This is a genomic window from Streptomyces kaniharaensis, from assembly GCF_009569385.1.
In the GTDB taxonomy this organism is placed as follows: Bacteria; Actinomycetota; Actinomycetes; order Streptomycetales; family Streptomycetaceae; genus Kitasatospora; species Kitasatospora kaniharaensis.
Genome location: NZ_WBOF01000001.1, coordinates 1,019,434 through 1,041,003, shown reverse-complemented (window position 1 = coordinate 1,041,003; position 21,570 = coordinate 1,019,434). Strand labels below are relative to the sequence as shown.

The window sequence follows — 21,570 nt, the reverse complement described above, 5'->3', positions numbered from 1 at the left end:
CTGTCAAACACCCGGCTGTCAGCAACGGCGGACGAGGAGCAGCCCGGCCGGCTGCCCCGGTCCGGCGGTCACCTCCACGGTGTGGGAGGTCGTAGCGGCCGGTGCGGTGCCGTACACGTGGTCGTGGAGCACGACGGCGGCAACCCCGAAGTCCGCCCAAGCGGGCCGCTGTTGCCACGCGGCCGCGAGCCGCCGCCCGTCCGGGAACAGGGCCAGGCAGCCGCCGTCCGCCTGCTCGACGGCGATCAACGCGCAGCCCGGCACGCCCCGGCCCCACTCCTCCCAACTCGGCTCGGCGGACGGGTCGATCCGGTCGGCGGGCACCAGCAGGACGTCCGCCGACCGCCGCAGGCCGGCGTCCGGATCGGCGTGGTCGGCGACCAGGCGGGTGTCCTGGCCGAGGTGGTCGCGCCGGGAGCGCTGCAGCCGGGCCGGGTAGCGGCGGATCCGGAGGCCCGGGCCGTGCTCGGTGGCCGCCATCATCGCCGGGACCAGCGTGGAACGGACCTCGGGCAGCACCGGGACCGGGACGATCCTGGTCGCGGCCGGGCGGTCCGGTTCGGCGAGGCCGAGATGGCGGTAGAACAACGTGCGCAGCCGGGCGGCCGACTCGCCCGGGACGGAGGTGACCTGCCCGCCCAACTCCGCCAGGGCCGGGTCCGCGAGCTGTTCCGTCTCCGCCCGGTGCAGTTGCGGCAGCACGCCCTCCCACGAGGAGAGCCTCGGGATGAGCTTCCCCAACTGCTCCAAGGGTGAGCCGGGGGCCGTGGTGTCGTCGGAGAACGATCCGAGCAGGGCCGGGACGCCGAGCGAGACGCCGTAGAGGGTGACCGAGCCGTGGTCGCCGACGAGATGGTCGGCGGCCACCAGGGCGGCTTTCCAGGCCTCGGTTTCCGGCGCGGGGAGAATCAGGCCGTTGTCGAGGAGATCGGCGAGCCAGCGGTGCACCTGCCATGCCCCGTGCGCGTACCAGGCATTCGGATGGATCGCGGCAACCACCCGGAATTCATCGGCGGGAAGTTCCGCCAGAATGCGGCGCAGGGAATCGGCCTCGGCATGTCCGAGCAGAGAATGCTGGCCCCAGGTGGAGGACGCCACCACCAGTCTCTGGTCCGGCCGGACGCCGAAGGCCTTCCGGTAGGCCGCCCGGAGCGGGGCGCTCGCGCGGAGCTGGTCGATGCACGGATCGCCCACCACGGTGCTGACCGGCAGGGCCTCGGGACAGCCGGTCCGTAGCCGTTCGAGCTGCTCGTGGTGGGACAGCAGGACGGCGGCGGGTATGACGACCCCGTCGTGCATCAGCCACTCGGCCGTCAGGCCGAAGGCTTCCGGCTTCCGGCTTCCGGCTCCCGGCTCCCGGCTCCCGGCTCCCGGCTCCCGGCTCCCGGCTCCCGGCTCCCGGCTCCCGGCTCCCGGCTCCCGGCTCCCGGCTCCCGGCTCCCGGCTCAAGATTTTATTGTATCCAGCGCCGTGTGGGGCCCCGATCAGCGGCGCCCGAAGATTCTGCAGATCGCCACCGCGATTCGTAGCGATCGCGAGATCGAACGAGAATTCCTTCGCGTCTTCCCAGGGTATTTCCGTCATTCCGTGCGCGCGCAGGAATTCCGAGGTGCCTGCGTCGAGGGCGGACGATCCGGTACAGCTGAACAGGACCTCCACCCGGCGGTCAGGGCCGAAGACGGAGAGCAGGTCGAGCAGCCGGGTCGCCGAGGTGATGTTGTGAACCACCCCGAGGACCCGGCGTTCCGGCGTGACCGTCGACCAGCGGATGCGGTCGGGGGCGATGGCCGGGTGGAGGCGCGGTGCCGCCGCGGGTCGGGTCTTCAACGCCCCTGCCTTCCGCCGGGATCGGGCTCAGGATCGGGCCATTGTGCCAGGTCCGGCCCGGGAGCCGGGGGCTGGTTCCTGACGGCGGCAGGGGCGTCGGCGACCGGGGTCAGCGGGTGGCGGCCTCGGCCAGGTCGGGGTGGTGGCGGCGGGTGACCTCGGGGTGAGCCCTTGTGTACCCCTTCCACTCGTTTTGTCCGAATTCTGCGAAGAGGGGGTTGTCCGGGTCCTCGGTGGCGCCGGGGGCGTGGTGGGCGTGCGGGAAGTCCAGCGGCTCGATGTGGGCGTCGAGGCGGGGGTTGTAGAAGAAGGGCACCGAGTAGCGCTCACGGGCGCCGGGCGGGCTGACGACGCGGTGGCTGGTGGCCTTGAGGTAGCCGTCGGTGGCGACCTCCAGCAGTTCGCCGAGGTTGACGACGAAGGCGCCCTCCAGCGGGGGGATGTCGAGGAAGGTGCCGTCCGGGCGCTCGACCTGGAGCCCGCCGACGCTGTCCTGGAGCAGCAGGGTGATGAAGCCGTAGTCCTTGTGCGCGCCGACGCCCTGGCCGGCGCCGTCCGGGGCGGTGCCGGGGTAGCGGACCAGCTTCAGCCGCAGGTGGGGGTGGCCGGCGAAGGCGTCGTCGTAGAAGTCGGGGCGGGCGCCGATCGCGGCGAGGAGTTCGTGCAGCAGGCGGCGGGCGACGTCGCCGAGGTGGTCGATCCAGCCGAGGGCGGCGGTGCGCAGTTCGGGGAGCGCCTCGGGCCACTGGTTGGGGCCCTCCAGCCACCAGTACGGCGGCTCGCCGCGGCCGGGAACGTGCGGGGGCAGCTCGGCGCCGATGTCCAACTGGTCGCGCCAGTCCTGGCTGCCGCCGGTGCGCTCGTCACCGGTGCGGGTGTAGCCGCGGTAGTGCGGGGAGTTGAGGTTGCTCACGGCGAGCCGGTCGGCCTCGGGGAGGTCGAAGAAGGCGCGCATCGCGTCGGTGAGGGTGGCCGTCTCGGCCCGGGTTATGCCGTGGCCGACGAGCTGGAAGAAACCGACGCCGGTGGCCGCGGCGCGCAGCTCGTCGTGCAGACGGCGACGGTCGTCCGGGCCGCCGTCGGCGAGCGAGAGGTCGATCACCGGGAGTGACTGGGGGAAGGGCTGGGTGTGCTGCTGCGTCATGAGTGACATCCGCTGGGTCTCGTCCCGGCTTGTCCCGGTGGTCGACCGGTGGGAAGGCCGGAGCCGCTGCCTGGTGCGGCGGGTGCTCCGGGTGCCGGGAGGTGGTGGCAGCCACGCGGGGCTGACCTGAGGGTGGTTGGCGCGAGGTTCAGCCGGAGCGTCGACAGGACATGCTCGTCACGCGGAGCAGGTCCACGTGGCGACGACGAACAAGGATGAGCACGTCACCAGCCTAAATGACCCGTTCCGGACGGAGCGAACCCCCCCTCGGCGGAGGGACCGTGCCCCGTCTCCGCGTCGATCAGCAATTTCCCCCGATCCCGTATTCCTCCCGATCCCGATCAGCTGTTTCCTCCGTTGTTGAGGTAGGCGAGGACGGCCAGTACCCGCCGGTTGTCGTCGTCGGAGGGCTGGAGGTCGAGCCGGACGAAGATCGACGCGGTGTGCTTGGCGACGGCCCGCTCGGTGATCACCAGCTGCTGGGCGATCGCCGCGTTGGAGCGGCCCTCGGCCATCAGCGCGAGTACCTGCCGCTCGCGCGGGCTGAGGGTGGCGACCGGCCCGGCCGAGGAGTTGTGGGTGAGCAGCCGGGTGATCACCTCCGGGTCCATCGCGGTGCCGCCCCGGGCGACCCGCCGGACCGCCTCGATGAACTGGGTGCCGTCCATCACCCGGTCCTTGAGGAGGTAGCCGATCCCGCCGGTGCTGCCGGCCAGCAGCTCGCGGGCGTACAGCTGCTCGACGAACTGCGAGAGCACCAGCACGGGCAGGCCGGGGTGGGCCCGACGGGCCGCCAGCGCGGCGCGCAGGCCCTCGTCGGTGAAGCCGGGTGGGAGCCGGACGTCGACCACGGCGATGTCCGGCCGGTCGGCGGCCACCGCGTCGAGCAGTTCCTCGCCGGTCTCGACCGCCGCGGTGACCTTCATGCCGTTGGCCTCCAGCAGCCGGGTCAGGCCGTCCCGGAGGAGGAAGAGGTCTTCGGCGATGACAACGCGCACGGGATCTCCAGGTTCACGATGGTCGGACCGCCGGCCGGACTGCTGATCGCGAGTACCCCGTCGAAGGCGGCCAGTCGGCGTTCGGTTCCGCTGAGGCCGGTGCCCCGGGACGGGTCTGCGCCACCGCGCCCGTCGTCGGTGACCGATATCCGCAGCAGCCCGTCACTGTGCCCTATCTCGATCCACACGTGCGAGGCGCCCGCGTGCTTCACCACGTTGGCCAGCAGCTCGCTGACCGCGAAGTAGGCGGCGGACTCGACCGGGGCGGGCGCCCGGCCGGGCAGTTGGCCGGTGAAGGTGACCGGCAGCGGCAGGTCGAGCGCGGTCGCCCGGAGCGCGTCGGCGAGACCGCGGTCGGCGAGCACCGGGGGGTGGATGCCGCGGACCAGGTCGCGCAGCTCGCTCAACGCCTTGGCGGAGGAGGCGCGGGCCTCGGCCAGCAGCGGGCGCAGGGCCGCCGGGTCCTCCACCATCTGGTCGGCGACGGTCAGCAGCATGCCCAGGGCCACCAGCCGGGCCTGCGCCCCGTCGTGCAGGTCCCGCTCGATCCGGCGCAGCTCGGCGGCCCCGGCGTCGATGGTGTCCGCCCTGGTCCGGGCCAGGTGGCTGACCTGGCGGGCCAGGTCGACCCGGCGGGAGGGCCCGAGGAGGGCGCGGGCGGCCCGCTCGTGCAGCCGCAGGACGGGCGGGGCGGCCCAGAGGGCGGCCAGTGGGGCGACGCAGAGCCCCATCATGTAGATGATCCCCAGCGGGAGGAACGGCCCGTTCCGGCCGAGCACTTGGAAGGCGATCGGGGTCAGCACGACGATCGCGGCGGTGAGCACGACCGCGCAGCCGGTGAGGACCGCCCAGGCGAGATCCCGCCAGGTCGCCGGGTCGGTCAGCCAGCCGCCGGTCCGCATGCGCTGCCACGGTCCGGCGGCGCCGCGGCGGTAGGGCACCGGGATCGGTCGGCCGCTCCACAGTCCGACCACGCGCCGGCTCTCCGCGGCGATCCAGCGCGCGCCGAACAGTCCGAGCACCAGCACCGCGGGCGCCAGCCAGAACGAGCCGGACCGGCCGCCGGGCGGGGCGCCGCCGTAGAGGTGGGTGGCCGTCACCGCGAGCGCCCCCGGTGCGAACAGGGCGGCCCCGGTCGCCCGGCCGCCGCCCCCGGTGGCCCAGCAGAGCGCCCAGAGGGCGACGGGCGCCGTCGGCACCAGCAGGATCAGCGGCCCGCCCGGCGCGAACGGCCCGGACTCGTCGGGGCCGAACATCGCGCAGGCCAGCAGGACCGGCCCGGCCAGCAGCGCGACCAGCCCCGTCACGGCGAGCGTGACCACGTAGAGCGCGCGCACGCCGGCCACGACGGCGCCCTCTAGCCGCGCGGTCGTCCTGGTCACCACATCCGTGCTCATCCGCGCCTCCTCTCCGTCGGTGGCCCCGAGGGCCCATGGTCGATCGGTCGATCGTCCGGTGGCCCAGTCTGCAGGGGCGCCGAGGTGCTGCGCTCTAGGCCTGGACCCCGAATCCGAGGTGTATCTGAGTACACCTCAGAGACACCGTCTGGACGGCTGTCCGGCCCCGGCCGCCGGTTCGTAGCGTCGTGTTCCGTCAGCCGGCCCGGGCTTTCCGGTGCCGGACCCGGAACCGTGGAGGGCCCGCCTGTGAGTGCGCCGATCATCCAGATTCGTGGCGTCAGCAAGACGTACGACCGATCCGAGGCCGCCCGGCCGGCGCTGGCCGGGTTCGACCTGGAGGTGCGGCCCGGTGAGGCACTGGCCGTGCTCGGCCGGTCCGGCAGCGGCAAGTCGACGCTGCTCAACCTGATCGCCGGGCTCGACCGCCCGAGCGAGGGCGGTGTGGTGGTGGACGGCCTCGCCGTCCACGAGCTCGGCGAGGCCGCACTGGCCGAGTACCGGCGGACGCGGATCGGCATGGTCTTCCAGTTCTTCAACCTGCTGGACGACCTGACCGTCGAGGACAACGTGCTGCTCCCCGCCCAACTGGCCGGGCTGCGGCGGGAGAAGGCCCGTGCCCGGGCCGGCGAGCTGCTGGAGCGGCTCGGGGTGGCCCGGCACGCCGCGACCCTCCCGGGTCGACTGTCCGGTGGCGAGCGCCAACGCGTCGCCGTGGCACGGGCGTTGATGAACCGCCCGCCGTTGCTGCTCGCCGACGAGCCGACCGGCGCGCTGGACACCGCCTCGGCCGCCGACGTCCGGGACCTGCTCACCGGCCTCAACGCGGAGGGCCAGACGATCCTGTTGGTCACCCACGACACGGCGCTCGCCGAGGCCTGTGCGAGCCGGACGATCGAGCTGCTCGACGGACGGCTGGTCCGGGACACCGCGACCGCGCCCGCCGGCGGGGGTGTTCGATGAACGCGCTGAGCAAGGTGGTCCGGGCCGGGGTCGGCCGCAAGCGGGTGCAGACCCTGGTCATGGTGCTCACCACGATGATGTCCGTGACGGCGTGCATCCTCGCGACGGGGCTGCTGGTCGCCTCCCAGGGGCCCTACCAGAGATCCTTCGCCGACCAGCACGGCGCGCACCTCAACGTGCTGTACGACCCCGCCAAGGCGAGCCCCGCACAACTCGCCGCGACGGCCCACACGCCCGGCGTGACGGCGTCGGCGGGCCCCTACCCGGCGCTCACCGTCCAGGCGCGAGCCGGCCAGGACACCGAGATCCCGCCACCCGGCAGCCTGCTCCCACCGATGACGCTGGTCGGCCGCGCGCAGGACGGCCCGATGGACGGCCTGCGCATCACCCAGGGCCGCTGGTTGGCCGGCCCCGGCGAGGTGGTGTTCCTGGACGGCCACTCCCCGCTGGCCATCGGCGACAGCATGACGTTCCCGGACCTGCCCGGCCACCCGACGCTCAAGGTCGTCGGCCTCGCCGCCTCCGTCTCCTGGAGCGCGGACGGCTGGATCGCCCCCGAGCAGGTCCCCGCGCTCACCGCACCCGGCACGGCGCCCGCCCTCCAGTACCTCTACCGCTTCGCCCACGCCGGCACCGACGCCGAGGTGGACGCCGACCACGCCGCCCTCACCGCCGCGATGCCGGGCGGCGCGCTCGCCAGGGCCACCTCGTACCGGCCGGCCCAGGCGGAGGCCAACCGGACGGCCTCGACCTTCGTCCCGTTCGTGACGGCCTTCGGGGTGCTCGGGCTCGCCATGTCGGTGCTGATCATCGGCGTCGTGGTCAGCGGCGCCGTCAGCGCCGCCACGCGGCGGATCGGCATCCTCAAGTCGCTCGGTTTCACCCCGGCCCAGGTGGCGCGCGCCTACGTCGGCCAGGCGCTGATCCCCGCCGGGATCGGCACGGCGCTCGGCGTCCTCGGCGGCAACCTGCTGTCCGTGCCCGTCCTCGGAATGGCCCACAAGGCCCTGCGCGGCGGCCTGCTCGGCATCCCGCTCTGGGTGGACTTCGCCGTTCCGGCCGTCGCCCTGGCCGCAGTGACGGCCACTACGCTGCTGCCCGCCCTGCGCGCCGGGCGACTGCGTACGGTGGAGGCGCTCGCGGTCGGCCGGACGGCCCCGGGCGCCCGGGGCACAGCCGCCCGAGGCGAGGGAGCCTGCGGCGGTGAGGCCCGGACGGGAGCTTCGGGCCTCGTGGCCGGGATCCGGCGGCTGATCGACCGGCTGCCGGTGCCGCGCACTCTGAACCTCGGGCTGGCGAGCCCGTTCAACCGCCCGGCCCGCTCGGCTACCACGGCCGCCGCGGTGGTGCTCGGCACCGCCGGGGTCACCCTCTGCGTCGGCCTCACGCTCTCCCTCAGCGCCTTCCAGGACGGCCTGACGGCCGAGCATGCGGGCAAGGTCGTGGTCGAGGCCCCGATCGACGGCTCCGTGAAGCCCGCCGACCACCTGGACGAGGCGGCCGTGGCCAAGGCGATCAACGCCGGCCCCGGCACCCGGGCCTGGTACAGCAGCGTCCCGACGTCGGTCGCCGTGGCCGGGAACACCGGGCGCTCCGAGGTGATCGCCTTCTCCGGTGACGCCTCCTGGAGTGGCTACCAGATGATCTCCGGTCGCTGGTTCCAGGGCCCCGGCGAGGCGGTGGTCGGCTCGGCCTTCCTCCGCGCCAACAAGGTGAAGGTCGGCGACACCATCACCCTCACCGACCACGGGCACTCCACCCCGGTACGAATCAGCGGAGAGATGTTGTCCCCGGACGACCTGGTGTTCGTCGACCGGGCCGCGCTGAACGAGCTCGACTCGGCGGTCCACACCGAAGCGGTCGGGTTCCACATCGACCTCGCCCCGGGCACCGACGCGAAGGCGTACGCCGACGCGCTCGACGCCGCCGTCCGGCCGCTGGGCCTGACCGCCGAGCAGGGCGGGACGCACCTCAGCATCGTCATGCTGGCGATGAACACCCTCGCCGGGACGCTCACTCTGCTGCTGGTGGCCGTGGCAGGCCTCGGCGTCCTCAACACGGTGCTGCTGGACACCCGGGAGCGGGTGCACGACCTCGGGGTGCTCAAGGCGCTCGGGATGTCGCCCCGGCAGACGGTCGGGATGGTGCTCGCCTCGGTCTGCGGGAGCGGGCTGGTCGCAGGGCTGGTCGGGGTCCCGATCGGGATCGTGGTGCACCACTGGGTGATGCCGGCGATGGCGCACGCCGCCGGGGTCGGAGTGCCCGAGGCGGACCTGGCCGTGTTCGACCCGTCGGTGGTGGGGCCGCTCATACTCGGCGGCCTGGTGCTGGCGCTGCTCGGTGCCCTCCTGCCCGCCACCTGGGCGGCCCGCACTCGGACGGTCACGGCGCTGCGCACCGAGTGAGGCGGGAGGACGGCGGCCTGAGGGCCGTTTCCGTGGGCCCGCCCCTGCCCACGGGAAAGGCCCGGTCCCAGCCGAAGTGGTCGCCCCCAAGCCGAAGCGGCCCGGTCCCGAGCCGAAGTGGTCGGCCCCAAGCCGCCGTTGCCCGGCGGCGGCCGTCCCCCGAGCGGTCGCCGCCGAGCAGTGCGGCGCCGTGATGCCCCGAGTCACGGGGGTCCGGGCCGGTGGGCTCAGGACAGCCGCGCCACCGCGTACGCCTCCATTGCGGCCCGCTGGTACGCGGCCAGGCCCGGGGCGATGGCCTCGTACGCGGCCCGCCACTGAGCGTTCTCCACAACGGCGCGCGCGATCGCGCGGTACTCCTCGACGGAGACCGGGCGGAGGGCCGTGAGTGCCCGGTACTCGGTGTCGATCCTGCGCTGTACCGGCTCGGCGTCCGCCGGGTGACCGGCCGTCATGAGCTCCGCCAGCCTGATCATCTGGGTGGTCCGCTCGCGCTGTCCGGCCTCGACCTCGGCCTGGCTCATCGCGGCGGTCGCCCGCAGGGCCGCCTCGGCGTGCTCGGGGAAGTCGCGCAGGCTGTCCTCGACGTCGGTGTGCTGGATGCCCTCGAACAGGTTCTCCGGGCGGTTGATGCTGGTCATGGGCGTGCCGTCCTTCCTGGACTGTTCCAGTTCGGCGATCGTGCGGGAGACGGTGGCGGCCAGGGCGTCCAGCCGGTCGCGTTCGGCGAGCAGCCGGTCGTGGTGGCTCCGCAGGGCCTCCAGTTCGTCCACCTGATCGCCCAGGATCCGGGCGATCTCGGGCAACCCCACGCCCAGTGCCCGCAGCACGAGGATCTGCTGCAGCTGCAGCAACTGCCGCTCCTCGTAGTAGCGGTGGCCGTTGGAGCCGATCCACGCCGGTGGCAGCAGCCCGATCTCGTCGTAGTGCCGCAGCGTCCGGGCGGTCACACCCGACATCCGGGCGACCTCTGCGATCGGCCAGGCCATGGCCGCCCTCCCTCTCCCTCGCGTTCGCTCTCATCGGGCCGGTTCTCCGGCCCTGGTCACGACGGTAGAAGCTGCCGTTGCGGCAGCTTCAAGCCCGAATGCCGACCGCGTTTCGAACCGTACGTCGAGGTGCTACGCCCCCGACTCGCCGAACCAGTCCAGCAACTGGCCGTGCGGCCCGGTGAACGCCACCGGCCGTTCGTCCAGGGCGAGTGTGAACAGCCCGGACCGGGCGGGCGCCGGCCGGGGGAGCCGCCGTTCGGCGGCAGGGAGCACCAGGATCGCCTCGTTGGAGATCCAGTGCCCGGGCAGGTCGCGCATCGTCGCCGCGAACTCCTCCCGTTCTGCCGGCGGTAGGTAGGCGAGCACCGCGCTGTGGAACACCACCGGGGTCGCTCCGGCGGGCACGCGCGCCACCAACTCCCGTACCGCCGCGTTGAGATCGCCGCGCACCAGCTCGGGCGGCTCGGCCCGGGCGATCCGGACGGCGCCGCGCAGCCGGTCCAGCCGGTGGGTCTGCTCGGGCCAGACCAGCGCCTCCAGCCGGCGCACGTCGTCCTCGGCGCGGACGTCCAGCGGGTTGAGGTCGATGCCGGCCCGCCACACCACCTCGGGCAGCCGCTCCCGCAGCACCGGCGGGAGCGGCACCGGCCCGCTCACCGTGCACTCCAGCGTGACCGAGCCCGCCTCGGCGCCGAACTCGGCCACCGGAGCCACCGGCCCCGCAGCCTCCGTCACGTACCGGTACCTATACCGGTCCGGGTGCGGGAAGAGCCCCGCCGAGGCGCCCACCTCGATCAGCGCGAGCGGCCCCGGCAGCGCTGCCAGCAGCGGCAGCAGGGTGGCGCACCGGCCGGCCTCGTTGGTCTGCGTCCGCCGCGCCAGCATGGTCGCCGAGATCTCATCCCAGTGCGCCGACACCCACGCTCGGAAGGTCGGATAGCCCTCGGTCACCGGCCCGCCCAGGTAGCGGACCGCGCCGAACAGCAGGTTCGGCTGCCGCTTGGCGGCCGGCAGATCGTCCACGGGCGCGCGCAACTCCCCGTCCCCGGCGACGCGTTCGGCCAGCTCCTGATAGATCGCCGAGTTGCCGCGGGCTTCCCGCTCCGCGAACCTCCGGTAGAGCTCCCCCGTATCGCTGTGCATGGACGCGAGCGCCGGTGCGCCCCGCCCTTCCCTTCTCTCGAACGAATCGGCTCTCGCGAACGAATTCCGCCGCAGCCTTGTCCCCGAGAGAGTGAGTTCACCGGAACCGGACTTACCTCTCCGCAGCAGGAGGTCCGATGAAGTCCGAGCTCCATACCCGCACCGCGCTCGCCACCGCCGCCGCGAAACCCGTCATCGGCGTATCGCCCGTGGTCACCAGCTCGGGCCGTGCTCCGACTGCCAGTCCAGCCCGGGCCGTGGGCGCGGATCGCGGGCCCGCAGCAGCGCCGTCACCGCCCAGACGGTGACCGTCAGCAGGGAGTAGAACAGCAGCAGCGCCCAGAACGGAGTGGTCGACACGCTCCCGTCCTCGAACCGGCACCACGCGTCCGGCGGCAGCCACGAGGCACCCGTCTCCAGCAACTGCCCGCCGCCGGACACCAGGCCCCGCTCGCAGCGCTCCCCGAAGTCCAGCGACCGCACGTACAGCGCGTCGTACACGGCGCCCGCCCCCGCTAGGGGAAGCGCGGCGCCGATCCCGAGCAGGACCGCCCGTCTTCGCCCGGCTGCCGTACGGATGTTCGTCACCGGGGCAGCGTACCGGCCCACCGGCGGGCGGGACCGGCCCGACTCCGCCCGCGCCGACGGCGGCGCAGCAGCGGTACGACGGGGACAGGAGGCGGACGCGGCAGCCACACGGTCGGCCGCCCACCCATCGTGTCCGCACCGCCGGCAGCCCCGGGCGGCAGCCGGGATCACCCCAGCAGGCCGCCCATGTGCGCGTCCTCCGCGAGCAGCCGCCACGACCGCCCGGGCGTGGCGAACGCCTCCGGGTCGACGGCCTCCACCACCCCGTCCACCGCGGCGCTCAGCAGCGACTGCGGGTCGAACACGGCCCAGGTGGAGCGGCCGACCCCGTAGTCCCAGTGCTCCCACTCGGCACGCAGCCGCTCGTACGTCCACAGCGCGTAGAGCAGGGCCGACAGGTCACGGTTGAGGTAGGCCTCCGGCTCGCCGTCGTCGTACCAGTCCGGCAGCTCCAGCCGGCCCGTCACCCCGTCCAGGGCGATTGTCAGATCCGTCGGCCAGTGCCCGAGCGCCAGGAAGTCCCGCTGGTACGGGCGCTCCTCCTCGCCGTCGAAGTACTCCGGATACGCCTCCGCCATGGTCACCAGCGGCTCCTCCGACACCCCGAACATCGCTCCGCCCAGCGGCAGGCCGATCTCGGTCAGCAGCCGCCGCGTCGGCTCGTGCACCAGCCCCGGTGGCAGCTCCTCCGGCCGGTAGCGGTGCACCAGGCCCTCGTCCGTCAGCGTCGCGATCTCCGCCACCAGCTCCGGGCCGATCTCGTACGCGGGGCCGTCCGGACCACCCGGCAGCGCACCCCAGCCCAATGCCCGCACCAGCAGCGCCGTCCCCCAGTGCGCGGGCGGCACGTCGGACTGCCCGAACAGCTTCGGGTCCAGCTCCCGCAAGTGCCGATCGGCCGCCGCCATCACCTCGGCGACCACGGCCGGCCCACGCCGCCCACCCCGCGCGTCTCCCTGCCGGGCCGCCTCGGCCACCGCCTCGACCTCCCGCACCAGCCCGGCCAGCGCGGGCAGATCCGAGGCCAGCACGTCCCGCTCCAGCTGCCCGCCGACCACCTTCGCCAGGAACACCTCGCCGGTCACGCCGTCCAGCAGCACCGGATTGCCGGAGCTCGCGAAATGCGCGCAGTACTCCGTCTCACCCAGCACGAACAGCCGCCCGGCCTCCGGTATGCCGTGCAGCGGATCCAGCCGGTCCAGCGGCTCCAACGGCCCGGCCCCCAGCCGCCCGAAGTCCAGGAACGCCCCCGCCGGTGGCAGCCCCTCCCGTACCAGGAACTCCCGGCTCCGCGCGTGCACCACCTCTGCCGGCAGCTCCCCGGCCGCCACCCGCCCGAACCCCACGCGACCTCACTCCTCGCCGTACGACCCCTGACCCCTCGACCCTAGCGGTCACCCCTGACACCCTCGACACCCCCGGTACCGGCCCCGCGGCTGCTACGGCGCCCCGTCGTCGACGTTCCAGTGCCCGGGCAGGTCGCCGTCGCAGAACACGCAGACGAAATGCCCCTCGCGGACGATGTTGTGCCGCTCGCAGCCCGGGCAGTGGCGGAACACCACCTCGTGCGTGAACCCGCCGGGGCGGCTCACCCCGATCCGGTCCAGGGCGGAGGCGACGGCGGGCCAGGAGGCCACGTCCGGGCAGTAGCCGGTGGACTGATTGCTGATCTCCTCGGCCGCCCAGCCACCACCTTCCCGCCGGAACCCGATCTCCCCGGCGCTCAGCACCAACGCGCCGCCCGCGCAGGCCACATGCTCGCTGCGGCGCGGGGCGAGGCGCAGCGGTCCCGCGAGGTCGACGACGAACGTGAACGGCTCCGCGAGCTCCGCCGCCGTCCGCTCACCCACCCAGGTGGCGAACTCGGCGGGCGTCCGCAGCAGTCGGCCGCCGGGGCCGCCGCCGTTCCACAACTCCGGCGGCCCCACGTGCCGGTACGCCCGGCCCGGGCCGTCCACCACCTCTGCCGGGACTCCGTGGTCGCGCAACCGCAGTCGGCGGATCGCCATCTCGGCGGCCGTCCCGGTCAGGCCTAACTGGCGGAACTCGGCGAGGAGTTCGCGCGCCCGGCCGAGCGAGACACCTGCCTCCTCGCGGAACGCCCGCATCGCCGCCACCGGGTCGACCGACGGTCCGGCCGGTCGCAGCCGGGCCGGCCCGTGCGCCATCAGCAGTGCCTCCCGGACCTCCTCCGGCGCCGGTTCCGGGCCCGCGTGCTCACACCGGGCCGCCCCGCAGTGCGGACAGGACAGCTCGGCGTCCCACCACAACTCCCGTCCCCGGACGAACTGTCCGAGGTGCCGCCTGGCCGTGCCCCCGCAGTCGTCGCACCGGACGGCCAGTTCCACGCCCTGCGTCCCCCTCGTCGTCATGCCCGGAAGCCTAGACGTCTGGTTGCATGGTGCCCCATGGACGCCATAGTCACGAGCGTCATCGCGGTCCTCGGCACGCTGCTGGGCTCGACGGTGACCCACGTCTTCCAGCAGCGCTCCGCGCGGCGCATGGAGCACAACGCCCGCCTGGAGCGGCTTCGGCAGGAGCGGCTGGAGGTCTACGGCGCGTACGCCGGACTGCTCGTCGAGTTCCGCCAGGCCATGCTGCACCACTGGTTCTGCGTGCACGAGGGCCGCGACGCCGAGGACGAAGTCGCGCTGCGTGGGCGGTCGTTCGAGACGCGCTCCAGTGCGCAGCACGCCCTGTTCCAGCTCCAGCTGATCACCGACGAGCCCGAGCTGGTGGCCGTCGCGGTCGATGCCTTCGTACAGGTCGGCAAGATCGACCGCGCCGAGGACCGCGCGGACGCCGTCGTTCGGCGGGGCGCGACGCGGGAGCTGATCGACACCTTCGTCGCGACGGCGCGCCGACACGTCGGGCAGGCGTGAACCACTGACGACAGTGCCGCCGCCGCCCGCGACCGCGGCCCTGTCGAGGCCACCTGCACGAGGACGTGACGCTCACCTGGGTTGTGCGGACCTGCGCGGCCTGCGCGTCGCAGTGGGACGCGTGGGCGAGCCCGGCGGTACCGCCGGACGATCTCCGCCGTGGTCTCGTCGGCCCGCGCCCACAGGTCGGCGTTCGGTTCGGCGTCGTCGGTGATCCAGAGCGTGGTGGGTTCGCCGAACGGCCGTCCCCCGGCCGGCGCGCCTTCGGGCCCGCGCCTCCCGACACGGAGTGTGACGGATGAGGCGGATGGTTCGGACTTGAATCTTTGCGAACGAATGTTCGATCCTGGAGCTGTGCCCGTTTTCGAATCTGTTTTCGAATCCACCGTCGAGCGGCCGACGCTCCGACCGGTGGCGTCGAAGGCTGCGCCGGAGGCGGTGCCGGCCGCCGGGCGGGGGCTGCTGCCGGTGGTGCCCGCGCTGCGGGAGGTGCTGCCGGAGGGCGGGCTGCGGCGGGGTACCGCGGTGTCGGTGGCGGGTGGGGACACCGGGCTGCTGCTGGCGCTCGCCGCCGGGGTGAGGGAGACCGAGGGTGGCTGGGCGGCGGCCGTCGGTTTGCCGGAGCTGGGACTGGCCGCCGCCGAGGGGTACGGGCTGGACCTGCGTCGGCTGTTGGTCGCGGACGACCCGGGGCCGCACTGGGCCGAGGTGGTGTCGGTGCTGGCCGGGGCGGTCGAACTGATCATGCTGCGCCCGGACGGGCCGGTGTCGCCGAAGCTGGCCGCCCGGCTGGCGGCGGTGCTGCGGCGCAGCGGGTGCGTGCTGCTGGTGGCCGGGCCGTGGCCGGGGGCGGTGCTGCGGCTGGGGGTGCGGTCCGGGCGCTGGTTCGGGTTGGGGGACGGATACGGGCAGCTCATCGGGCGGCAGGTGGAGGTGATGGCCGAGGGCCGCGGCTCGGCGGTGCGCGGCCGGACGGCCCGGCTCTGGCTGCCGGACGAGCACGGTGCCGTGCGTGCGGTGGAGGAGGCCGTCGAGTCCGCCGAGCAGCCCGCGGAGCAGACCGCCGCGGTCCGCCTGGGGGCCGTCGAGCCCGCCCCGCTCGAACACCTCGAATACTTCGAACGCCTCGAACGCGTGGCGGTGGTGTGAGATGGCGGACGGCGGCACGCCACGTGTGCTGGTGGTCTGGTGTCCGGACTGGCCGGTGGTGGCCGTCACGGGCGACGACCCGGTGGCGGTGACCGAGGGCGGGCGGATCCTCGCCTGCTCGGCGGGCGCCCGGGCAGCCGGGGTGCGGCAGGGGCAGCGGCTCAAGCTGGCGCAGCGGCTCTGCCCGGCGCTGGAGCTGCGCGACCGGGATCCGGAGGCGGAGACGCGCCGGTTCGAGCCGGTGGTCGCGGCGGTGGCGGCGTTCACGCCCCGGGTGGAGGTGATCCGCCCGGGCCTGTGCGCCATTGCGGTGAAGGGCCCGGGCCGCTACTTCGGCGGCGAGGAGGCGCTGGCGTCGAAGGTCCGGACGGCGGTGGCGGCGGCCCTGGCCCAGGAGCCGGTCCCGGACGCCGTCCCGGGCGAGGCCGCCGTACCCGCTGTACCCGCCGTCCCGGGCGAGGCCGCCATGCCCGCCGTACCCGCCGAGGCCACCGTCCCCCACGCCCAGGTCGGCGTCGCCGACGGCCTGTTCGCCGCGGTGCTGGCCGCCCGGGCCGGAGTGCTGGTGCCGGCCGGGCGGACGGCGGAGTTCCTGGCGCCGTACCCGGTGAGCACGCTCGGGGACGAGGCGCTGGCGGAGCTGCTGGGGCAGCTCGGCCTGCCGACCGTCGGAGCGTTCGCCGCGCTGCCGCCGGAGGCGGTCGCCGACCGGTTCGGCCCGGCCGGGACGCTCGCGCACCGGCTGGCCCGCGGGCTGCAGCCGCGCCCGCTGGTGCCGCGCGCGGAGGGCCCGGACCTCGCCGTCGAGCAGCGCTTCGACCCGCCCGAGCCGCTGGCAGAGCCGCTGGTGTTCGTCGCCCGCACGCTGGCCGAGCGGCTGCACCAGCGGTTGGCCGGAGCGGGGCTGACCTGCCAGCGGGTGGCCGTGGAGGTGGCGTGCGCGGACGGCCGGGCGGCGTCGCGGCTGTGGCGGCACGAGGGACGGCTGTCGGCGACGGCGCTGGCCGAGCGGGTGCGCTGGCAGCTCCAGGCGTGGCAGGGCGCGGGCACCTTCACCGTCACCCACGAGGGCCCCGACGCCGGCTTCACCCTGCTCCGCCTGGCCCCCGACGGCCTGTCCCCGGACGAGGGCCGGCAGCTGGCGCTGTGGGGGCAGGCGGTCGCGGACGACCGGGTGGAGCGCGCGGTGGCCCGGGTGCAGGCGGTGCTCGGGCTTGCCGGGCTGCGCCGGATCGAGCCGGCCGGCGGGCGCGGCCCGGCCGAGCAGGCGGTCCGAGTGCCGTGGGGCGAGCCGTACGAGGCGGCGGCGCCGGCCGACGCGCCCTGGCCGGGGCGGCTGCGGGACGTGTGGCCGGCCGTGGTGCTGCGGGACCCGGCGCCGGTCCGGGTGCTGGACGAGGCCGGGCAGCCGGTCACGGTGAACGGCCGGGCGGGGGTGTCGGCCCGGCCGGCGCTGGTCGTGGTGCGGGGGCGGGAGGAGCGGGTGGACGGCTGGACCGGGCCCTGGCCGGCGGTCGAGTACTGGTGGGACCAGTCGCTCGCCCGCCGCCGGGCGCGGTTCCAGGTCGTGGTGGGCGGCGACCGGGCGCTGCTGCTCACCGTGGAGGGGGGTGCGTGGTACCTGGAGGCCGGCTACGACTAGCGGTCCCGACCCAGGGGGGAGCGGCAAAGAGCACGAGAACGACGAAGGCAACCCCCGATGGGCTTCACCAGTCACCCCACCGTCCCCTGGAGCGAGCTGCACCGCCGCTTGACCAGTAGCGGCACCGGTACCAGTGCCGGTGCCGTACCGGACACCGTCGTACCGCTGCACCGCTCCGCCGGGGACAGCCGCCGCGCCCGGGACGAGGACGCCCCGCGCCCGGCCCCGGTGGACGGCGCCGGCGAGCCCTGGGCCGAGCTGCACGTCCACTCCGCCTTCAGCTTCCTCGACGGCGCCAGCGACCCGGAGGACCTGGTCGCCGAGGCGGTCCTGCTGGGCGTCGAGACGCTGGCGATCACCGACCACGACGGCCTCTACGGCGCGGTCCGGCTCGCCGAGGCGGCCCGGGGGACGGGCCTCGCCACCGCGTTCGGCGCCGAGCTGACGATTCGTCACACTCCGGACGAGATCGAACACCTGCTGATCCTCGCTCGCGACCCCGAGGGCTACCGCAGACTCTCCGCCGCGATCGCCGCCGCCCAACTGGCCGGCGGCGCGAAGGGGCGTCCGGCGTACGACGTCGAGGCGCTGGCCGAGGCGCACGGCGGCCACTGGGCGGTGCTCACCGGCTGCCGCCTCGGCCGCGTCCCCGCCGCCCTGCACAAAGCTGCTTTGCACAAAGCCGTCCTGCACAAAGCCGCCCTGCATGGAACCACCCCACTCGAAGCCGTACCGCCCAAAGCCGCCCCGCACAACATCACCCCGCCCAAAGCCGCCCCGCACAAAGAGGCCGACCCCGAGTACCAACTCCGCACCCTCGTCGAGGCGTTCGGCCGTGAGAACGTCCACGTCGAGCTGATCGACCAGTGGCTCCCCGGCGACGACCGGCGCAACGACGCCCTCGCCGCGCTCGCCGCCCGGCTCGGGCTCCCCACCATCGCCTCCACCAACGCCCACCACGCGGGCCCGGCCCAGGGTCGCCTCGCGCAGAGCCTCGCCGCGCTGCACGACCGCCGCACCCTCCAGGACGCGGCGGGCTGGACGCAGGCGGCCGGCACCGCGCACCTGCGCTCGGGCCGCGAGATGGCCGCCCGGCTGGCCCGCTTCCCGGGCGTGCAGCGGGCCACCGCCGAACTCGGCCGGGCCTGTGCCTTCGACTTCACCACGCTGGACCCGGAACTCCCCGGCTTCCCCGTCCCGGAGGGCCACACCGAGATCAGCCATCTGCGCGCGCTGGTGGCGGCCGGCGGCCCGGCCCGGTTCGGGCCCGGCAACGCGGCCGCCCGGCGCCAGCTCGCCAGGGAGCTGGACGTCATCGAGGACCTCGACCTGGCCGGCTACTTCCTGATCGTGCACGACATCGTCGACTTCTGCCGCCGCGAGGACATCTGGTGCCAGGGCCGCGGCTCGGCCGCCAACTCGGCGGTCTGCTACGCCCTCGGGATCACCGCCGTCGACCCGATCCACTACAGGCTGCTCTTCGAGCGCTTCCTCTCCACCGCCCGGGACGGCCCGCCCGACATCGACCTGGACATCGAGAACCGCCGCCGCGAGGAGGTCATCCAGTACGTCTACCGCCGTTACGGCCGCGAGCACGCCGCCCAGGTCGCCAACGTGATCACCTACCGGCCCCGGCTGGCGATCCGCGACGCCGCCCGGGTGCTGGGCTACCCGCAGGGGCAGGTGGACGCGTTCAGCCGGCAGGCCGACTTCCGCTCCGCGCCCGGCGCGGACGCCGTCATCCCCGCCGACGTGCTCTCGCTCGCCACCCAACTCCACGGTCTGCCGCGCCACCTGGGCATCCATTCGGGCGGCATGGTGCTCACCAGGGAGCCGATCGGCGAGATCTGCCCGACCGAATGGGCCCGGATGCCCGGGCGCTCCGTCCTGCAGTGGGACAAGGAGTCGACGGCCGGCGCCGGGCTGGTGAAGATCGATCTGCTCGGCCTCGGCATGCTCGCCGCGCTGCACGACACCTGCGACCTGGTCGCCGAACACCACGGCCTGCGCTACGACCTGGCGTCCATTCCGGACGACGACCCGGGCGTCTACGCGATGCTGCGGCGGGCCGACACCGTCGGCGTGTTCCAGGTCGAGTCGCGGGCGCAGATGGCGACGCTGCCCCGGCTCAGGCCGGACCACTTCTACGACCTGGTGGTCGAGGTCGCGCTGATCCGGCCCGGCCCGATCCAGGGCGGCTCCGTCCACCCGTACCTGCGTCGCCGGGCCGGCGTCGAGGCGGCCGGCTGCCCGCACCCGTTGATGGAGAACGCGCTCGGCAAGACCCTCGGGGTGCCGCTGTTCCAGGAGCAGATGATGCAACTCGCCATCGACTGCGCCGGGTTCACGCCCGCCGAGGCCGACCGGCTGCGGCAGGCGATGGGCGCCAAACGCTCCCACGAGCGGGTCGCCCGGCTGCGCGAGCGCCTGCTGAGCGGGATGGCCGAGCGCGGTATCCCCGAGGAGGTCGCCGAGGACGTCTACGGCAAGATCGAGGCGTTCTCCAACTACGGCTTCCCGGAGAGCCACGCGATCAGCTTCGCCTATCTGGTGTACGCGAGCGCCTGGCTCAAGTACCACTTCCCGGCGGCCTTCACCTGCGCGCTGCTGGCCAACCAGCCGATGGGCTTCTACTCGCCGCTCAGCCTGGTCTCGGACGCCCGCCGGCACGGCGTCCGGGTACGCGGGGTGGACGTCAACGCCAGCGGGGCGCGGCCCACCCTGGAGCCGTACCGGGGCCCGACGCCGGAGCCGCCGCTCACCGCGGGCCGCCCGCAGCCGGCGATCCGGCTCGGGCTGGAGACGGTACGCGGCATCGGTACCCCGCAGGCCGAGGCGATCGTGGCCGGGCAGCCGTACACCGACCTGGAGGACTTCGCCCGCCGGACCGGCCGGCCCGCGCCCGTCCTGGAGGCACTGGCGACGGCCGATGCCTTCGGCTGCTTCGGCCTGACGAGACGTCAGGCCCTCTGGTCCGCCGGGGCGTTCGCAGGGATCTCGGCCGAGCTTCTCCCCGGCACCACGCCCGGCACCGAGGCGCCGGAGCTGCCCGGCATGAGCCCGGTCGAGGAGACCATCGCCGACCTGTGGTCCACCGGCACCTCCGCCACCAGCCACCCGCTCCAGCACCTGCGCGCCCACCTGGAACGCGGCGGCGCCCTCTCCGCGGCCCAACTCCCGGACGTCCCACCGGGAACGGCGGTGGTGGTCGGCGGCCTGGTCACCCACCGGCAGCGGCCGCCGACGGCCGGCGGGGTGCTGTTCCTCAGCCTGGAGGACGAGACCGGCCTGATCAACGTGATCTGCAACCGCCCGGTCTGGGAGTCCCAGCGCCGCACCGCCCTCGACCGGGCCGGTCTGCTCGTCCACGGCCACATCGAACGCGACCGCGGCGCCACCAACCTGATCGCCACCCGGCTCACCCCGCTGCGGATCGGGCTCTGACGCCGACAACCGTCGCCGTGGCGTCCTCCGCGAGCGACGCCGGGATCCGGCCCGGGATTCGCCTCGTGCTCCGGCTCGACACCCTCTTCGGCCCAGGGCCGGTCGTCACGCTCCCGCCTCCCGCCCCTTGCCGGGGGTGCCGGCGAAGATCTGGGCGATGGGCAGCCACGCGGTCGCGGTGGGGCCGGTGGCGGTGAGGGCGAGGTCGTCCCGGTGGCGGCGCTGGGTGACCAGCAGGCAGAAGTCCAGCGCCGGGCCGCTCACCCGGTCGGCGGCGTCGGCCGGGCCGAAGGTCCACAAGGTGCCGTCGGGGGCAGTCAGTTCGAGACGGACCGGGTCCTGCGGGGCGGGCCGTCCGTGCAGGGTGAAGGCGAAGCCGAGAGTGCGCAGCCCCAGGTGGGCGATGTGCCGCAGCCGGGCCGTGGGCTCCCTGGTCGTGCCGAGGGCGTCGGCGACGTCCTGGCCGTGGGCCCAGGTCTCCATCAGCCGGGCGGTGGCCATCGAGGCGGGCTTCATCGGCGGGCCGAACCACGGCAGCCGGACGTCGGCGGGGGCGGCGGCGAGCGCGGCCTGCACCTCGTCGCGGCCGGTCCGCCAGCGGGCGAGCAGGGCGCGGGGCTCCTCGGTGGCGCCTTCGGCCGCGCCCTCGTCGACCGGGTCCCGGCCGGCCGCGAGGAGTTCGCCGAAGCTGCTGCCGGCGGCCGCGGTGAAGGCGTCCGCGTCGCGGGCGGAGCGGACGGTCCAGTCGTCGGTCCAGGCCAGGTGGGCGATCTGGTGCGCGATCGTCCAGCCCTCGGCGGGCGTCGGGCGGGTCCACTCCTCCGCCGGCAGATCGCCGACCAGTTCGTCCAGGACGGCGCTCTCCGCCCGCAGGTCGGCCAGCAGGCCCCGCAGGACGTCCTTCGGGGTGTTCGGATTCGTCATCGGCTTCCCCTCACCTCGATCTCAGCTGGATCACATGGCCTTACCCGTCGGTAATCCAGGGCCGCACCCTAT

16 protein-coding genes are annotated in these 21,570 nt (G+C 74.3%); 6 read left to right on the top strand and 10 right to left on the bottom strand.

Translation table 11 applies throughout. The annotated features are described in order from the left end of the window. Positions 1 to 18: 18 nt before the first annotated feature. The 4 genes from F7Q99_RS04730 to F7Q99_RS04715 form a co-directional block, all read right to left on the bottom strand. The gene (locus F7Q99_RS04730; RefSeq protein ID WP_153460191.1) at positions 19 to 1,299 is read right to left on the bottom strand and encodes a hypothetical protein; all 1,281 of its coding nucleotides are present in this window, start codon (positions 1,297 to 1,299) and stop codon (positions 19 to 21) included. Between the two features lie 637 nt (positions 1,300 to 1,936). Further along, on the bottom strand, positions 1,937 to 2,971 hold the full coding sequence (locus tag F7Q99_RS04725; RefSeq protein WP_153460190.1) for an isopenicillin N synthase family dioxygenase: 1,035 nt from the start codon (positions 2,969 to 2,971) through the stop codon (positions 1,937 to 1,939). Positions 2,972 to 3,312: 341 nt separating this feature from the next. Then, the gene (locus tag F7Q99_RS04720; RefSeq protein ID WP_326846269.1) at positions 3,313 to 3,969 is read right to left on the bottom strand and encodes a response regulator transcription factor; all 657 of its coding nucleotides are present in this window, start codon (positions 3,967 to 3,969) and stop codon (positions 3,313 to 3,315) included. Continuing rightward, entirely contained in the window at positions 3,921 to 5,366 is a 1,446-nt protein-coding gene (locus tag F7Q99_RS04715; RefSeq protein WP_230210154.1) for a sensor histidine kinase, read from the bottom strand. Before F7Q99_RS04715 ends, F7Q99_RS04720 begins: the two co-directional genes overlap by 49 nt. A 249-nt stretch (positions 5,367 to 5,615) precedes the next feature. On the opposite strand from F7Q99_RS04715, the gene F7Q99_RS04710 reads away from it, so the two are divergent. After that, positions 5,616 to 6,329: an ABC transporter ATP-binding protein gene (locus F7Q99_RS04710; RefSeq protein ID WP_326846268.1), complete on the top strand. Its 714-nt coding sequence runs from the start codon at positions 5,616 to 5,618 to the stop codon at positions 6,327 to 6,329. After that, a complete protein-coding gene (locus F7Q99_RS04705; protein ID WP_153460189.1) occupies positions 6,326 to 8,734 on the top strand; it encodes an ABC transporter permease in 2,409 nt (802 codons plus the stop codon). The genes F7Q99_RS04710 and F7Q99_RS04705 overlap by 4 nt, the downstream gene beginning before the upstream one ends. A gap of 227 nt (positions 8,735 to 8,961) precedes the next feature. Here the strand turns inward: F7Q99_RS04705 and F7Q99_RS04700 are convergent, their stop codons facing one another. The 5 genes from F7Q99_RS04700 to F7Q99_RS43035 all read right to left on the bottom strand — a co-directional run bounded on the left by F7Q99_RS04700 (position 8,962) and on the right by F7Q99_RS43035 (position 13,829). Continuing rightward, positions 8,962 to 9,723, bottom strand: a complete 762-nt coding sequence (locus F7Q99_RS04700; protein ID WP_153460188.1) for a MerR family transcriptional regulator — start codon at positions 9,721 to 9,723, stop codon at positions 8,962 to 8,964. A gap of 132 nt (positions 9,724 to 9,855) precedes the next feature. Further along, positions 9,856 to 10,869 (bottom strand): DUF2332 domain-containing protein, encoded by a 1,014-nt coding sequence (locus tag F7Q99_RS04695; RefSeq protein WP_153460187.1) that lies wholly within the window; start codon positions 10,867 to 10,869, stop codon positions 9,856 to 9,858. Between the two features lie 213 nt (positions 10,870 to 11,082). Then, the gene (locus F7Q99_RS04690) at positions 11,083 to 11,457 is read right to left on the bottom strand and encodes a hypothetical protein (RefSeq protein ID WP_153460186.1); all 375 of its coding nucleotides are present in this window, start codon (positions 11,455 to 11,457) and stop codon (positions 11,083 to 11,085) included. 167 nt (positions 11,458 to 11,624) lie between these two features. After that, on the bottom strand, positions 11,625 to 12,803 hold the full coding sequence (locus F7Q99_RS43040; RefSeq protein ID WP_153460185.1) for an SUKH-4 family immunity protein: 1,179 nt from the start codon (positions 12,801 to 12,803) through the stop codon (positions 11,625 to 11,627). Positions 12,804 to 12,896: 93 nt separating this feature from the next. Then, positions 12,897 to 13,829: a hypothetical protein gene (locus F7Q99_RS43035; protein WP_326846267.1), complete on the bottom strand. Its 933-nt coding sequence runs from the start codon at positions 13,827 to 13,829 to the stop codon at positions 12,897 to 12,899. Positions 13,830 to 13,865: 36 nt separating this feature from the next. Between F7Q99_RS43035 and F7Q99_RS04675 the strand changes: the two genes are divergently transcribed. The 4 genes from F7Q99_RS04675 to F7Q99_RS04660 all read left to right on the top strand — a co-directional run bounded on the left by F7Q99_RS04675 (position 13,866) and on the right by F7Q99_RS04660 (position 20,574). Next, positions 13,866 to 14,339: a hypothetical protein gene (locus F7Q99_RS04675; protein WP_153460184.1), complete on the top strand. Its 474-nt coding sequence runs from the start codon at positions 13,866 to 13,868 to the stop codon at positions 14,337 to 14,339. A 411-nt stretch (positions 14,340 to 14,750) separates the two neighbouring features. Further along, positions 14,751 to 15,488: a hypothetical protein gene (locus tag F7Q99_RS04670; protein ID WP_153460183.1), complete on the top strand. Its 738-nt coding sequence runs from the start codon at positions 14,751 to 14,753 to the stop codon at positions 15,486 to 15,488. 1 nt (position 15,489) lies between these two features. After that, the gene (locus F7Q99_RS04665) at positions 15,490 to 17,130 is read left to right on the top strand and encodes a DNA polymerase Y family protein (protein ID WP_153460182.1); all 1,641 of its coding nucleotides are present in this window, start codon (positions 15,490 to 15,492) and stop codon (positions 17,128 to 17,130) included. Between the two features lie 57 nt (positions 17,131 to 17,187). After that, a complete protein-coding gene (locus F7Q99_RS04660; protein ID WP_153460181.1) occupies positions 17,188 to 20,574 on the top strand; it encodes an error-prone DNA polymerase in 3,387 nt (1,128 codons plus the stop codon). Positions 20,575 to 20,679: 105 nt separating this feature from the next. Here F7Q99_RS04660 and F7Q99_RS04655 read toward each other — a convergent pair whose 3' ends face one another. After that, the gene (locus tag F7Q99_RS04655; protein WP_153460180.1) at positions 20,680 to 21,498 is read right to left on the bottom strand and encodes a TIGR03084 family metal-binding protein; all 819 of its coding nucleotides are present in this window, start codon (positions 21,496 to 21,498) and stop codon (positions 20,680 to 20,682) included. Positions 21,499 to 21,570: the final 72 nt, after the last annotated feature.

Coding starts and splice junctions, on each gene's coding strand:
- F7Q99_RS04705 (WP_153460189.1), top strand. CDS start 6,326: ATGAACGCGCTGAGCAAGGTGGTCCGGGCCGGGGTCGGCCGCAAGCGG.
- F7Q99_RS04675 (WP_153460184.1), top strand. CDS start 13,866: ATGGACGCCATAGTCACGAGCGTCATCGCGGTCCTCGGCACGCTGCTG.
- F7Q99_RS04665 (WP_153460182.1), top strand. CDS start 15,490: ATGGCGGACGGCGGCACGCCACGTGTGCTGGTGGTCTGGTGTCCGGAC.
- F7Q99_RS04730 (WP_153460191.1), bottom strand. CDS start 1,299: ATGCACGACGGGGTCGTCATACCCGCCGCCGTCCTGCTGTCCCACCAC.
- F7Q99_RS04715 (WP_230210154.1), bottom strand. CDS start 5,366: ATGAGCACGGATGTGGTGACCAGGACGACCGCGCGGCTAGAGGGCGCC.
- F7Q99_RS04700 (WP_153460188.1), bottom strand. CDS start 9,723: ATGGCCTGGCCGATCGCAGAGGTCGCCCGGATGTCGGGTGTGACCGCC.
- F7Q99_RS43035 (WP_326846267.1), bottom strand. CDS start 13,829: ATGACGACGAGGGGGACGCAGGGCGTGGAACTGGCCGTCCGGTGCGAC.
- F7Q99_RS04695 (WP_153460187.1), bottom strand. CDS start 10,869: ATGCACAGCGATACGGGGGAGCTCTACCGGAGGTTCGCGGAGCGGGAA.
- F7Q99_RS04725 (WP_153460190.1), bottom strand. CDS start 2,971: ATGACGCAGCAGCACACCCAGCCCTTCCCCCAGTCACTCCCGGTGATC.
- F7Q99_RS04655 (WP_153460180.1), bottom strand. CDS start 21,498: ATGACGAATCCGAACACCCCGAAGGACGTCCTGCGGGGCCTGCTGGCC.
- F7Q99_RS04660 (WP_153460181.1), top strand. CDS start 17,188: ATGGGCTTCACCAGTCACCCCACCGTCCCCTGGAGCGAGCTGCACCGC.